Origin of the sequence: Deinococcus koreensis, assembly GCF_002901445.1 — a bacterium.
Taxonomy (GTDB): domain Bacteria; phylum Deinococcota; class Deinococci; order Deinococcales; family Deinococcaceae; genus Deinococcus; species Deinococcus koreensis.
In genome coordinates this window covers 3290008-3304263 of the sequence record NZ_PPPD01000001.1, presented here as the reverse complement: position 1 = coordinate 3304263, position 14256 = coordinate 3290008, and the positions used below count along the sequence as shown (strand labels likewise).

The following is a 14256-nucleotide window of genomic DNA, read 5'->3' as shown; positions in this document are numbered from 1 at the left end:
ATGACGGCGGTCTTGATTCTGATGGTCATCTTCGGGGGCATCGCGCTGATCACGTATGTCGACAACGTGACCAAGGCCCAGAAACGGGCCGGACAGCTGCCCCCACCGCCCGCCAGCGCCCTTCCCGGAACCCCAGCCCACGCCCTGGCGGCGCCGGCACCGGAGGCGGCCCAGGGCGCCGGCGTGGAGGCGCTGATCCTGTGCCTGCCGGAGCCGGCCCGCAATGACGCCTGGACCCTGCTGTGCAGCGTGGCCGACGCCCAGCGCGAGGGGCAGCCCGACACCCGAACCGCCTACCTGCTGGCCCAGACCCGCGAGGCCTACCTGCCCGACACCCTGCGCGCCTACTTCAACCTGACCGAGGGCGCCCGGCGCACGCTGAGCGCGCAGGGACAGCCCCCGGAACTGCTGCTGGGCGAGCAGCTCCGCCTGATGGACGACGGCGTGCGCGAGGCGCTGCGCCACGACCACGCCACGGCGGATCGCCTGCTCAGCCAGGGCCGCTTCCTGCGCGAGCGCTTCGGCCCGGTGACCTCGGGGGCGGGCGGGTCGGAGCTGGCGCTGCCGGACGGGCCGGCGCGCTCCGAACTTTAGACCGGAACCAAACTTTAGACCGGGTTTAGCTTCCCCGCTCACAGCGCTCCGGGCGACTAGCCTGAACCTCATGATGACTACGGCATTCCTGGGCCTGGGTGCGATGGGCTCCCCGATGGCCGCGCATATGGCGGCCCGCTCGCGCGAATCGGGCGTTTCGACCCTCGTGTGGAACCGCACCTTCGGGAAAGCGGAGGCGCACGCCGCCCAGCACGGCAGCCGGGCCACTCCGCTGGTAGAGACGGGGCAGGCCGACCTGATCGTGAGCTGCCTGCCCACCAGCGCCGAGGTGGACGAGGTGCTGGGCCAGTTGCGCGGCCACCTGAAGGCCGGCAGCGTGTGGGTGGACTGCACCAGCGGGCACCCGGACGCCGCGCCCCGCCAGCGTGAGCGCCTGCAGGAGCAGGGCGTGGCGTTCCTGGACGCGCCGGTCAGCGGCGGGGTGACGGCGGCCCAGTCCGGCACGCTCACGGTCATGGTGGGTGGCCCAGACGCGGAGATCGAGACCGTGAGACCGCACCTGGCCTTCGCGGGCACGCTGATCCGGGTGGGCGACACCGGCGCAGGCTTCGCAGTCAAGGCCGTGAACAACGCCCTGCTGGCGGTCAATCTGTGGGCGGCCGGCGAGGGTCTGGCGATCCTGGGCCTGCACGGGGTGAACCTGAGCGCCGCGCTGGACGTCATCAATGCCAGCTCCGGGCGTTCGAACACCACCCAGAACCTGATTCCTCAGCGCGTGCTGACCCGCGAGTTTCCGGCCACCTTCGGCCTGGGCCTGCTCGCCAAGGACGCCGGCATCGCGCTGGACATGGTGGAGAGTGTGCGGGGCAGCGCACCCGTGATCGCGCAGGTCACCGCCCTGTACCGCGCTGCCGCCCGGATCGTCGGGCCGCAGGAGGATCACACGGCGGCCCTGAAGCTGGTCGAGCAGATGAACGGGACGGTGCTGGCGTGAGCGCGCGCTTCGGTGTGGTCACGGACGGGGGCCTGGACGCCTACACGGAACTCCTGAACGACGTGCCGGTGGCGCCCTTCTCGCTGAATTTCGGTTCCGAGTCCTTCCGCACGCACGAGATCAGCCGAGAACGGCTGTATCAGGAATTGCAGACCAACCCGGTGCATCCGACCAGCAGCCAGCCCACCCCGCAGGACTGGCTGGAGGCCTATGGGCGCGCGGGCAGCGATGAGGTGCTGGCCGTGACCATCAGCGCCGGCCTGAGCGGCAGCCGCAACGCCGCCGAGCAGGCGCGCGGCATGGTGGGCAGCGGGGTGCGGGTGCAGATCCACGACTCGCGCACGCTCAGCGCCGCCCAGGCTTTTCAGGTACACGCGGCCATGAGCGCCGCCGCGCGTGGGGAGAGCCTGGAGACGGCGCTGGCCTGGATGACCCAGGTCGAGCAGGAAACGGAGCTGTACTTCACCATCGAAACGCTGGAGTACCTGCGCCGGGGCGGGCGGATCGGGCGGGTGCAGGCCACGCTGGGCGGACTGCTGAACCTCAAGCCGGTGATCACCGTAGACAAGGCCACGGGCGCCTACACCAACGTGGGCCGCGCCCGGAGCTACAAGGGCGCCATCGCGGCGGTCGGCGAGCAGGTCACACGCACCTACGGCGAGGGCACGCCCCTGCGCCTGGGCCTGCTCTTCGGCTCCGAGCGCGAGGACGCCGAACTGCTGCTGCAGAACGTGCAGGCCCGGCATCCGGTGGTCTGGTCGGGCTTCGCGCCGGTGAACCCGGTGCTCAACGTCCACACCGGGCCGCGCGCCGCCGGCATCGCGGCGGCCCCCGGCCCCTGGCCCTGGGAGCGCTAAGCGAACCGGGCCGGGAAGGCGCCGGCTGGATGGATCAGGCCGGATGAGTTAGGCCGCCCCAGGACACCATCAACCGAAAAATCAGGGCTTGACGCCCGACTGGGCATCTCCGTCGCCAACCTTCCCCCTCACCCCATCCCTCTCCAGCAGCGGCCCATCCGAGCTCCGTGAGGTGCAAGGGAACAGAGGCACAGCACTTGATAGGTTGACGCCATACCCGTTCAGACCGGGCCGAAGGGCAGCCGTCCAGGGGCCTCCACCTCTCCGCGCAACCACCCCAGCACGGCCGCGCGCGCCTCGGGGCGAAAGCCGTAGGTGATCAGGGCGGGGGCGTCCACGTCGAGCACCGTGTAGGGGTTGTACAGCGCCAGGTGCAGCCCCGGGCGCACACCCACCAGCGCCGGGTGCCGGTGGCGCCCGGAGGTCGCCAGGATCACCGTCTGCCCGCTCTCCCCCAGCGCGGCCCAGTCCAGTTCCTCCGGGGAGTCGTAGGCGTGCAGGGTCAGGTCGTACAGGGCGCCCAGGTCGCGGGCCAGGGCCCCCGCCTCCACGCCACGCTCGCTGACGTTTTCGCGGTAGGCGTAGCGCTGGGCGACCAGCAGCACGCGGCTGCCGGGAGCCGGGGCGACCGGCTCGCGGAAGGCGGTCAGGGCCTGCGCCCAGCCCCGGCGCATCAGCCCGGCGTCGGCCCCGGTGTCCACGGCGACATCGGCCTGAGCCGGATACAGCCGGGCCAGCGCTTCCAGGCGGCCCAGGCTGGCCTGCACCTCGCCAGCCTCCAGAGCAGCGTCCAGCCCGCCGTCCAGCGCCTGGGCAATGGCGTCCAGCGTCGCCTCCTGCACCTCGCGGCGGCCCAGGGCCATGACCAGATCGGCGCCGGCCTTCAGGGCCAGCACGGCGGCCTCGCCCCGGCCGTAATTGTCGTCGATGGCCTTCATGCCCATCGAGTCGGTCACGATCACGCCCTCAAATCCCCACTCCTGGCGCAGCAGCCCCGTGAGCACCGGGCGCGAGAGGGTGGCGGGCGCCCCCGCGTCCAGCTCGTCGAAGATGATGTGGGCGGTCATGACGGCCGGGGTCTGGGGCAGCAGGGCGCGGAAGGGGGCCAGCTCCGTCCGGTCGAGGTCGGCGCGCGCCTTGGCAACGTGCGGCAGGTTGTAATGCGAGTCCTGGTGGGTGTCGCCGTGGCCGGGGAAGTGCTTGACACAGGCGGCCACCCCCTCCCCGGCGTGCCCTTCCAGGGAGGCGCGACCGTGGCGGGTCACGAGTTCCGGGTCTCCCCCGAAGGCGCGCTCGCCGATCACCGGGTTGGCCGGGTTGACGTTCACGTCCAGCACGGGCGTGAAGTTCCAGTTGATGCCCACCGAGCGCAGCTGCCGGGCCAGGGCGGCGTGGGTCTCGCGGGTCAGTTCGGGGTCGTCGGCCGCGCCCAGGGCCATCGCGCTGGGGGCGTAGGGCCAGAAGTCCGGGCGCAGGATGGCGCCGCCCTCATGATCCAGGGCGATCAGGGCGTGCTCGCCCAGGACGCCACGCAGATCGGCGCAGAGTTGCCGGAGCTGGACTGCCGACTCGATGTTCTTGCCGAACAGACACACGGAACGCACCCCGTATCGGCGCAGGTGGGCGGCTGTATCGGCGTCCAGCACGGGGCCGGGGATGTCCACCATGGCGAGGGCGCCCGGAAGCAGAGTGGGGGTCACGCGAGCAGAGTAGTCCAGACCCGGGTCGCGCGGGCCGGGGCGAGGTGAAGACCTCTGACGGGGGCATGAGAGTTCATCTTCGGGATTCTCAGGCACCAGCACGCAGGGAACGCTACAGTCTTGGGCGTACCTTCAATTTCGCCACATGATGCTCAAGGAGTCCGTATGACCAATCCTGCCAAGAAGTGGGCCCTCACCGCCGCCCTGCTCGCCGCCGCCTCGACGAGCGTGGCGGGCGCCCAGAAGACCAGCCTGGAGTTCTGGACGATCAGCCTCGCGCCGCTATTCAACGACGAGATGAACCGGCTGGTCGCGCAGTTCCAGAAGGAAAACCCCACCGTGGAACTCAAGTGGGTCGACGTGCCCGCCGCCGCGATGGAGCAGAAGCTGCTCGCCGCCGTCGCTGCGGGGCGCCCACCCGCCGCCGTGAACCTGTCATCCGACATGACGGTCAAGCTGGTGCAGCAGGGCGCGCTGGAACCCATGACCCTGAGCGACGCCCAGCGCAAGCTGTACTTTCCCTCGCCGCTGAACACCTTCACCTTCGACGGCAAGGTCATGGGCGTGCCCTGGTACTGGGCCCCCAAGGTCGTGGCCTACAACACCGACATCTTCCGCAAGGCGGGCCTCGACCCGGCCAATCCCCCGCGCACCATCCAGACCCTGATCGCGGCGGCCAAGCAGGTCAAGGACAAGACCGGCATGTACGGCTTCATGCCCAACATCAACGGCATCAACATGCTGTTCGTGTTCCAGGAGGCGGGCCTGCCGGTCTTCGACAAGAGCGGCGGCAAGGCGGTCTTCAACTCGGCCGAGCACGTCAAGCTGCTGGAGACCTACGTCGACCTGTACAAGAAGGGCTACATCCCGGAAGACACCATGCGCCGGGGCTTCACGGCCGCCACCGAGCTGTACTCGGCGGGCAAGCTGGCTATGCTGATCACCGGGCCGCAGTTCATCCTGCGCGTGGCCAACGACAACAAGGCCATCTATGACCTGACCAAGGTGGCGCCCTACCCGATCAACATCGCCGGCAACGTGATCCACACGCCGCTGATGGGCTTCACGGTGCCCAAGGGCGTGCAGAACAAGGAACTCTCGCAGAAGCTGGCGCTGTTCCTGACCAACGACGTGAACCAGCTGCAGTTCTCCAAGGTCACCAAGACGACCTTCCCCAGCACAGTGAAGGCCAGCACCGACAAGTTCTTCAAGCAGGGCGGCGCCAACGCCACCGATCAGGGCAAGCTGGTGTCCAGCACCGAGCTGAAGAAGGCCAAGGATCTGACGCTGGTCTACCCCGACGCCTCCAAGCTGAACAAGGTCTTCAAGGACAACGTGGAGGCCGCGATGGCCGGCCAGAAGTCCGCCAAGCAGGCGCTCGACGACATCGTGAAAGCCTGGAACGCCAGCCTCTGAGCCCGTCTTGGAGGAGGTGAGTGCGGGGGGCGTCCGGTTCAGGCCGGATGCCCCCCTGGCCTGAACCGGAGGGCCTGAACCAGAGCACGTGAACATCACGACGACATCAGGAAGGACGTGCACGATGAAGCGAATGAGAGCCCTGACCCCAGTGAGTGTGGCTGTCCTGAGTTCGGCCCTGCTGGCCGCCGGCGCCCAGGCCGCCCCCCTGCCCCTGACGCCGCTGCCCGAGGCGCGCGCCCAGACGCCCCGGCAGACGCTGGTGCCCCAGCCAAAGCGGGCCGAATTCCCGAACGGCACCCTGCCCCTGGGCGGCCTGGGCGTGCGCGTAGTGGGCAGCGCCCCGGAGCTCGCCTGGGCCGTGCGCGACCTGCGGGCCGAGTGGAAGACCCGCCTGGGCGCCGAGCTGCAAGGCGGCGCGGCGGGCAAGCCCGGCATCGTGATCGGCACGCTGGCGGATCAGGAGCTGGCGGCGAAGGCGAAGGCGGCGGGGCTAGACAATGCAGCCGCCGAAGGCTACGCGCTGTGGGTCGACTCCAGTGGCGCATACATCGTCGGCGCGGACGGCAAGGGGGCCTACGCCGGCGCCCAGACGCTGCGCCAGCTGCTGACCCCCGCCGGCGTGCGCTTCGCGAAGATCAGCGACTCGCCGGGCCTGCGAGACCGCGTGGCCATGATCTACCTCGACCAGTACAGCGCGCAGGTGAACGACCGGCTGATCCCCATGCTGGCGGCCCTGAAGTACAACGCCGTGCTCATCATGAGCAATTACGTGCAGTGGGACACCGCGAAAGCGGGCGGCTTCGCGCACCCCGGCGGGGCGAGCAAAGCCGAGGCCCGGCGCGTGGCCGAGCTGGCGCGCTCGTATGGCCTGGAACCCATCCCGCTGATCGAGACCCTGAGCCACGCCGGCTGGATGTTCTACGGCGGCAAGAACCTGAACCTCAAGCAGGATCCGGAGAGCCAGAACCTCTGGGCCTACGACACCCTGAACCCCGACACCTACAGCAAGGTGATCCTGCCGGTGCTGAGCGAGGCGGTCGAGCTGTTCCGGCCCACAAGGGTGCACATCGGCCACGACGAGGTTCGCAGCCGCGACCGCTTCCCCGCCCGCGAGAACGGGAAGGCACTGGGCTTCGAGAAGCTGTACGTGGACGATGTGGTGAAGCTGCACGACCACCTGAAGTCCCTGAACGTGGCCACCATGATCTGGCACGACAGCGCCTTCGCGGACTCGGTGATCGCCACCCTGCCCGCCCAGTTGCCCAAGGACATCCAGGTCGCCTACTGGAACTACACCTCGGGCACCGGCACCGACCTCCTGGGCAAGATCGCCGCCATGGGCTTCCCGGTACTGGGCGCGAGCTGGCTGGACGCCGGCAACCCCGAAGGGCAGGCCAAGGTGGCGGCCAAGACCAGAGCGCTGGGCATGATCCAGACGCGCTGGACGGGCTATTTCGGCAACCCCAGCATCTGGGACGGGCAGGCCGAACAGGGCGTGCCCTTCGTGCGGGCCGCCTCCGCCTTCTGGAACCCGGACGCGCCCGTGGTCGCGGGGGCCGAGGGCATCTTCCGCGACCTGTACCAGCCGGCGGCGTACCGGGCGGCGGCGGGCAGCGCCGTGAACCTGAAGTCTCTGGTCACGCGCTCCCTGAGCGACGACGACGAGAAGGGCTGGATTCTCAAGGGCCCGGACATCGACCTGCGGAACCTGGGCACGGGGGTCAAGCGGCTGGGCGCCTATTCCTTCGACGTGCAGGGCGCAGTCATGCTGCGCGGCTCACGGCCGGCGGCGAAGGATCTGCCGGAGCGCGCGACCGTCGAGCTCGGCCGCAAGGCCGACGCGCTGGCCTTCCTGCACACCACCGGCTGGCCCGCCGCCACGCCGCGCGAGGTGATCGGGCGCTACGAGGTCGCCTACGCCGACGGCACCACCCTGGCCCTGCCGCTGGAGTACGGCCGGCACATCCGCGCCTGGACGGACACGCTGCCCAGTTCCATGATCCCGGCCCCCGGCTTCAGCGGCCAGACCCGCGACGGCCTGAACGTGGCGGTGCCCGTGCTGGAGTGGACGAATCCCAAGCCGGGCGTGGTCATCAAGTCCGTCACCCTGGTCAGCGAGGGCAAGAATGCCAACCCGACCCTGATCGGCCTGACGCTGATCGGCGACCGCCCCTGAGCCCTTCCCCGGCCGGCGCTTGACACCCCCCCACGCGGCCCCTACCCTGAGCGCACGTCTGATCTGTTCACCGTCCATCTGAGTTTGCCCCTGCGCGACCCACCAGCAGGGGACGGCTCATGAATGGGCGCGGAGGTTCCATGAAGAAACTCGTCCTGACCGCACTCCTCGCCACCCTCAGCGCCGCATCGGCCGCCGGCACCCTGGTCTTCGGCGCCAACGGGGAGCCCGTCAGCCTGGAATCGGGCAACATCACCGACGGCATCTCGATCCTGGTGCAGCGTCAGATCTACGACACGCTGGTGGACTTCAAGGACGGCACCACGGACCTGGCCCCGGGCCTCGCCAGCTCCTGGAAGGCCAACGCGAACAACACCGCCTGGACGTTCAACCTGCGCCGGAACGTGAAATTCACCGACGGCACGCCCATGAACGCCGACGCCATCGTGTTCAACATCGAGCGCTGGTGGGACAAGGCGCACCCCTACGGCTTCCGCGACCAGGGCCGCACCTTCGAGATCATCGGCGATCTGCTGGGCGGCTTCAAGGGCGACGCCACGGCCGTGATCAAGGGCGTCGTGAAGGTCGACGACTACACCGTGCGGGTCGACCTGAACAAGCCCAGCTCGGTCTTCCCCAACGTGATCGGCTCGGGCTACTTCGGGATCGCCAGCCCCGCCGCCATCAGGAAGGACGGCGCCAAGTACGGCACCCCCGCCAGCACGCCGGTCGGCACCGGCCCCTTCGTCTTCGAGAGCTGGAAGACCGGCGACCGCGTGACCCTCAGCGCCAACAAGGCCTACTGGGGCCCCAAGCCGCGCGTGGACACGGTGGTCATCCGCTCCATCAAGGACGCCAGCCAGCGCCTGAACGAACTGAAGGCCGGCACCATCGACTTCGCCAACGACCTGACCCCGGATTCGCTCAAGAACATCCAGGGCGACCGCAATCTGGTGGCCGTCAAGCGCCCCTCGTTCAACGTGGGCTTTCTGGCGCTGAACAACCGCAACCAGTACATCAAGAACGACAAGGTGCGTCAGGCGATCTCCATGGCCATCAACAAGAAGGCCATCGTGGACGCCTTCTGGAACGGCCTGGGGGTCAGCAACGCCTCCTTCGTGCCGCCGGTCATGGCCTGGGCCAACTCGCCCAAGGTGCCCGCCGACCACAAGTTCGACCCGGCCGCCGCCAAGAAGATGCTGTCTGATGCGGGCTTCCCCAACGGCTTCTCGATCGACCTTTGGTACATGCCGGTCAGCCGCCCGTACTTCCCTAACCCCAAGCCGATCGCCGAGGCGATTGCCGCCGACCTGAGCGCCATCGGCATCAAGGTGAACCTGAAGACGGAAGACTGGGCGAAGTATCTGGTCGACCGCAACAAGGAACCTGGCTTCGACATGTACATGATCGGCTGGACCGGTGACTACGGCGACCCCGACAACTTCTACGGCGCCTACTACGGCCCCAACGCCAGCGACGACATCAACTGGAATCCGCCCGAACTGGTGAGCCTGCTCGAACAGGGCCGCGCCGCCGCCACCAAGGAGGCCAAGGCGAAGGTCTACCAGCAGATCCACGAGCTGACCTACAACGCGGGCTACCGCCTGCCGATGGTGCACAGCCAGCCGCTGGCCGCCGCCCGCACCTACGTCAAGGGCTGGGTGCCCAGCCCCCTGGGCAGCGAGGCCTTCAACAAGATCAGCCTGATCGGCAAGAAGTAACGTCCGGCTGAGCCGTCCCGCAGGCGGGGCAGATCCTTCATCGGGGTCTGCCCCGCCCGCCTGCTGCCGCCGTCTCTGAACCGCGCCCGGCCTCCCGACCTCAGGGGCCCCGCACAGCGGCCCTCACCGGGTAGACTGGCAGGCATTCTGGACGACCTCACATTTCCACCCGTTGCCACACACCGTTCGCCGCAAGTCATCCGAGGGAGATTATTTTGGGCAGTTATCTGATCCGCCGCCTGGCGCGGACTCTGCTGGTCATGCTGGGCATCAGCCTGGTCGTGTTCGTGTTCGTGCGCTCGATTCCGGGCGACGCCGCCACCGCCATGCTGGGCGAACGCGCCACGCCCGCCGCCGCCGCCGCCCTGCGCGAGCAGCTGGGCCTGAACAAACCGTGGTTCTTCAACCCGGCCAATCCGCTGGACGCGCAGTATCCGAAGTACGTGAACGCGCTGGTGCGCGGCGACCTGGGCGCCGGCCTGAAGAGCAACATTCCGGTGCGGGACGAACTGCGCTCGCGCTTCCCCGCCACGGCCGAGCTGAGCATCGCGGCCCTGCTGTTCGCGCTGCTGATCGGGATGCCGGCGGGCATCATGGCCGCCCTGCGCCGCAACACCTTCTGGGACAACCTCGCCACGACCATCAGTCTGGTGGGCGTGAGTATGCCGGTGTTCTGGCTGGGGCTGCTGCTGTCGTATTTCTTCGCGGTGAAGCTGGGCTGGCTGCCGCCCAGCGCCCGGCTGGGCAACGAGACCACGCTGCAGCCGATCACCGGCCTGTACCTGCTGGACTCGCTGCTGCGCGGAGACCTGAAATCGTTCTGGGACGTGCTGAGGCACCTGATCCTGCCGGCCATCGCGCTGGGCAGCATTCCGCTGGCGATCATCGCGCGGATCACGCGCTCCAGCCTGCTCGACGTGCTGGGCCAGGACTACGTACGAACCGCTCGGGCCAAGGGCCTGGCGCCCAACCGGGTCACGCTCAAGCACGCGCTGAGAAACGCCATGCTGCCGGTGGTCACCGTGATCGGCCTGCAGGCGGGCGCGCTGCTGGGCGGGGCGGTATTGACCGAGACGATCTTCTCCTGGCCCGGCATCGGCTCGTGGGTCTACGAGGCGATCAGCCAGCGCGACTACCCGGTGATCCAGGGCGGCGTGATCTTCGCGGCCCTGGTCGTGAGCGTCGTCAACCTGCTGGTGGATCTCAGCTACGCCGCCCTCGACCCCCGGATTCAGTACAGGTGACCCCATGACGACGGCAACCCCTTCCATCCAGGCGGTGACGAAAAAGCAGCCCAGCATCTTCTGGCGCCGCTTCCGGCGCAGCGGGCCGGGCAAGATCGGCGCGGCCATCGTGGCGCTGTTCGTGCTGCTGGCCGTGTTCGCCCAGATCATCAAGCCCTACGACCCCACCACGGACCGCAACTACCGCCTGAACCTCAAGCCGCCCAGCATCGCGGGGCTGTGGAACAGGGAGGTGGCCGAGATCTACCGCGACCCGGTGACCGGCCAGACCGACCTCTGGGCGGCGCCCTTCGGCACCGACAACCTGGGCCGCAACGTGTACGCGCGCACGCTGCACGGCACCCGGATTTCGCTGAAGGTCGGCGTGGTGAGCACCATCCTGGCCCTCATCATCGGCTCGCTGCTGGGCGTGCTGGCCGGCTACTTCGGCGGCTGGTTCGACACCGTTATGGGCTACCTGACCGACGTCATGCTGGCCTTCCCCGGCATCCTGCTGGCGATCGGCTTCGCGAGCATCTTCAGCACCGACAATCCACCGTTGCTGATCGCGGCGCTCGACCGGACGTTCGCGCTGAACAGCCCGCAACTGGTGACCGCCATGCTGGCGGTGTCGCTGGTGCAGGTGCCGGTGTACATGCGGCTGGCCCGCGCGGTGGTGCTCTCCATCCGCGAGCGCGAGTTCGTGCAGGCGGCCGGCGCCCTGGGCGCCTCGCAGACCCGCACGATCTTCCGGCACATCCTGCCCAATTCCCTGTCACCGCTGATCGTGCAGGGCGCGCTGAGCATCGCCACCGCCACCATCGAGGTCGCCGCGCTGGGTTTCCTGGGCATCGGGGCGCAGCCTCCCCTGCCGGAGTGGGGCACCATGATCAGCGACTCGCGCCAGTACTATGTCGATGCTCCCTGGACGATGGTCTTCCCCGGCCTGGCGATCTTCCTGTCCGTGCTGGGCTTCAACCTGCTCGGCGACGGCCTGCGGGACGTGCTCGACCCCAGAAGCACCCAGTAGCCCTCCACGCTCCTCCGGACAACCCGCTCTCCACTCCAGGGGGGCGGGGTTTGGTTTCCTCCCGCACGCCCCTGCAGAACATCCGATCAGAACGATCCTGAACAGTGGTGATCACCTGTTCGGACGCGAACCGGGACGCTGCATCATCCGCCGAGTCGAGGGACGCAGCCTTCCCCCTACCCGAGCGCCGGCACCAGCTTTTCCAGCTCATCGACGTGAAAGCGCTGCCCGGTGGCGTGGGCCAGCTGGCGGGCCAGCCGGCGGGCCGGCAGCCGGGCCAGACTCAGTACCGAACCCGCCGCTCCCGCCTGGGCGCGCCCGGTCAGGTCGATCAGGGTGTGGTAGGGCTGCACCAGACCGGGGGGCAGGGCGCCGGCGGTGAGCACGATCAGGTCGGCCCGCTCGGCCAGCGTGGTCACGGACGGGTCGCGGCGGCTCATGGGAAAGGCCCGCACGCCCGCCGGCAGGTGCCGCGCCGCGCCCTCGGCCTCCGGGGTGGTCTCGGCCACGATGCCGATGTCGCTGAAGCCCAGACGGGTCAGCGGCAGGGCCAGGGCGAGGTCGCTGGCCGCCTGCCCCAGCAGCAGGGCGCTGGCTCCCCGGCTGGCGTAGCCGCTGGCCTCCAGCGTGTCGGTCAGGGCGTCGGCCAGGGCGAAGGTGCCGTGAACGCCGCCCGCGAAGGCCACGGCGTCCACCCGGCCGACCTTCTGGGCCGTGGGGTCGGCCTGCGTGACTCCCAGGGCGGCGAATTCCTGGCTGGCGTGGATCAGGGCGCCGCTGAAGCGCAGGGTCTGACAGGCGTGCAGGACGCCGCTAAGGTCATCGGTGGGCACGCTGACCCCGAGGAGTCCGAGGTCGCGCAGGGCGCGGGCGGCTTGGGCGGAGTGGCCGATCAGGGCCAGGGGCGTGTCGGACACGTGCATGAAGGCTCAGTGTAACGTGCGCTCATCTTGACCGGCGGTCAGCATGGGGCCCCTAGAGCACCAGCCGCCGCGAACGCAGCGACAGGACGCCGCCGACCACGACCAGCAGGGCCGCAATCAGCACGCCCACCACGACCGTCTGCACCTCCGGCCGCGCCACATACACGCCGTAGAAGGCCCACAGCAGCACCAGCGCGAAGGCGTAATCGCGGAAATGCAGCAGGAAGAAGCCGCCCAGCACCGCCGCGATGACGACCAGCAGGGCCGACCAGGTGGCCGCGCCGATGCCCAGCACGCCCTGGGTCACGCCCACGCTCACCAGATAGGCGGTGATGTTGGCCATGGTCGCCACGCTGATCCAGGCGAGGTACAGGCTGGCGGGCAGCTGGAGCGTCCAGACCTCGGCGCCCTGGGGCCGCAGTCCGCGCACGCTCAGGTACAGCCAGATCAGGCTGGCGAGCAGGGCCAGCATGATAGCCACGCTCAGTCCGTAGCGCAGGCTCTGGAAGGCCAGGAGCCACGAGGAGTTCAGCAGGTTGCCCAGCAGGAAGGGCCAGAACAGCCGGTCGTAGCGGGCGCCGCGCTGGGCGGGCAGCGCCTGGTAGACCGCGAAGGCCAGCAGCCCCAGGAAGATCGGCCCCCACACCGCGAAGGTCAGACCGGCCGGCGTGAAGGCGTTGGGCAGCGAGTCGCTGATCTCCTTGTTGGAGTTGCCGAACAGCGGCAGGGCGTTGCTCAGATAGTTCATGACCAGTGTCAGGACGGTGGCCAGCACCAGTACGATCTGCCTCGCAAGTCCTCTCATGCCCCAATCGTAAGCAGACAGACGCTTTGCCGCTGTCTGATTGCCGACGGTTCAGGGGCTGGTCAGGCGGCGCAAACCGACTGTCAGGACAGCCGCTGCCAGAGGTTGCTGGGCCTGGTGTCTCCGGCTCAGGACAGCCGCGCCCAGCACGGCCAGCGCCGCACTCCGGGCCTGCTGCACATCCGAGTCGCGCACGGGGCGAGCCGCCCGGTCGCAGGAACTGGCGATAGATTCCGGCCGGATTAACCACGGGGCCAGCGCCAGCGCGCCGAGCACAGGCCATACGCTGCCGCCCCCGGTGGAGGCAGGCACCGGAGGCACCAGCAGACCCAGCAGGGACAGGGCGGCCGTCTCCTGCCGCTGACTCAGCCAGGGTGCGAGGGCGGGCAGCAGGGCCCCCAGGCGACCCCCGAAGCGGGCGGACAGGCCGGTCTGAGCCAGCATGGCGGCCGTGTCGACAGGGGTGGGCGCCTCGCCGGTCGTGCCCGCCAGCATCCGCAACCCGCTCATGGTGCCGGCGGCGGGCAGCGGGTTCGCCGCGCCCCGGACGACCAGCATGAAAGCCAGCGGCAGGGCCAGGTTCGCCGTCCAGGGATGATCCGGATCGAGTTCGCGGGCCGTGGCCCAGGCCAGGAAACAGGCGCCGGCCACGTTCACGGCCTCCTTCCAGCTGCCGGTGCGGCGCCGGGCGAGCAGCAGCGCCCCCAGACTGCCGAGCACCGCCACCCGGTTCGAGGAGTGCGTGAAGTCCAGCGGACGCGCCAACGCGGACGGGGGCATGGTGGGCATAGGCGCACGCTAGCGCGGTGGAGCCGGTGGCTCAGGCGCGGTCAAGGGAGGGTGAAGGACTCCC

At 69.2% G+C, this 14256-nt stretch carries 12 protein-coding genes; 8 read left to right on the top strand and 4 right to left on the bottom strand.

The genetic code is table 11. The features are described 5' to 3' along the window. The 3 genes from CVO96_RS15525 to CVO96_RS15515 all read left to right on the top strand — a co-directional run bounded on the left by CVO96_RS15525 (position 1) and on the right by CVO96_RS15515 (position 2406). On the top strand, positions 1–594 hold the full coding sequence (locus CVO96_RS15525) for a hypothetical protein (protein WP_165795322.1): 594 nt from the start codon (positions 1–3) through the stop codon (positions 592–594). Between the two features lie 70 nt (positions 595–664). Then, a complete protein-coding gene (locus CVO96_RS15520) occupies positions 665–1549 on the top strand; it encodes an NAD(P)-dependent oxidoreductase (protein WP_103313004.1) in 885 nt (294 codons plus the stop codon). Continuing rightward, positions 1546–2406, top strand: a complete 861-nt coding sequence (locus tag CVO96_RS15515; protein WP_103313003.1) for a DegV family protein — start codon at positions 1546–1548, stop codon at positions 2404–2406. The genes CVO96_RS15520 and CVO96_RS15515 overlap by 4 nt, the downstream gene beginning before the upstream one ends. A 221-nt stretch (positions 2407–2627) precedes the next feature. Here the strand turns inward: CVO96_RS15515 and CVO96_RS15510 are convergent, their stop codons facing one another. Then, positions 2628–4106: a glycoside hydrolase family 3 protein gene (locus CVO96_RS15510; RefSeq protein WP_341476180.1), complete on the bottom strand. Its 1479-nt coding sequence runs from the start codon at positions 4104–4106 to the stop codon at positions 2628–2630. A 165-nt stretch (positions 4107–4271) separates the two neighbouring features. Between CVO96_RS15510 and CVO96_RS15505 the strand changes: the two genes are divergently transcribed. The 5 genes from CVO96_RS15505 to CVO96_RS15485 all read left to right on the top strand — a co-directional run bounded on the left by CVO96_RS15505 (position 4272) and on the right by CVO96_RS15485 (position 11675). Further along, the gene (locus CVO96_RS15505; protein WP_103313002.1) at positions 4272–5522 is read left to right on the top strand and encodes an ABC transporter substrate-binding protein; all 1251 of its coding nucleotides are present in this window, start codon (positions 4272–4274) and stop codon (positions 5520–5522) included. Between the two features lie 124 nt (positions 5523–5646). Continuing rightward, positions 5647–7701 (top strand): beta-N-acetylhexosaminidase, encoded by a 2055-nt coding sequence (locus tag CVO96_RS15500; protein ID WP_243398399.1) that lies wholly within the window; start codon positions 5647–5649, stop codon positions 7699–7701. A 140-nt stretch (positions 7702–7841) separates the two neighbouring features. Next, positions 7842–9422 carry an ABC transporter substrate-binding protein gene (locus CVO96_RS15495; RefSeq protein ID WP_103313000.1) on the top strand — a complete coding sequence of 527 codons (1581 nt, stop codon included), beginning with the start codon at positions 7842–7844 and terminating at the stop codon, positions 9420–9422. Between the two features lie 215 nt (positions 9423–9637). After that, positions 9638–10666 carry an ABC transporter permease gene (locus CVO96_RS15490; RefSeq protein ID WP_103312999.1) on the top strand — a complete coding sequence of 343 codons (1029 nt, stop codon included), beginning with the start codon at positions 9638–9640 and terminating at the stop codon, positions 10664–10666. Between the two features lie 4 nt (positions 10667–10670). After that, positions 10671–11675 carry an ABC transporter permease gene (locus CVO96_RS15485; RefSeq protein ID WP_103312998.1) on the top strand — a complete coding sequence of 335 codons (1005 nt, stop codon included), beginning with the start codon at positions 10671–10673 and terminating at the stop codon, positions 11673–11675. 176 nt (positions 11676–11851) lie between these two features. On the opposite strand, the gene CVO96_RS15480 is transcribed toward CVO96_RS15485, so the two are convergent. From CVO96_RS15480 to CVO96_RS15470, 3 genes are read right to left on the bottom strand one after another with little or no spacing between them, the layout of a single operon-like run. After that, positions 11852–12598 (bottom strand): shikimate dehydrogenase, encoded by a 747-nt coding sequence (locus tag CVO96_RS15480; protein WP_103312997.1) that lies wholly within the window; start codon positions 12596–12598, stop codon positions 11852–11854. 52 nt (positions 12599–12650) lie between these two features. Then, entirely contained in the window at positions 12651–13403 is a 753-nt protein-coding gene (locus CVO96_RS15475) for a tryptophan-rich sensory protein (RefSeq protein ID WP_103312996.1), read from the bottom strand. A 51-nt stretch (positions 13404–13454) separates the two neighbouring features. Further along, positions 13455–14192, bottom strand: coding sequence for a hypothetical protein (locus CVO96_RS15470; protein ID WP_103312995.1), 738 nt, complete (start codon positions 14190–14192; stop codon positions 13455–13457). Positions 14193–14256 lie beyond the last annotated feature (64 nt).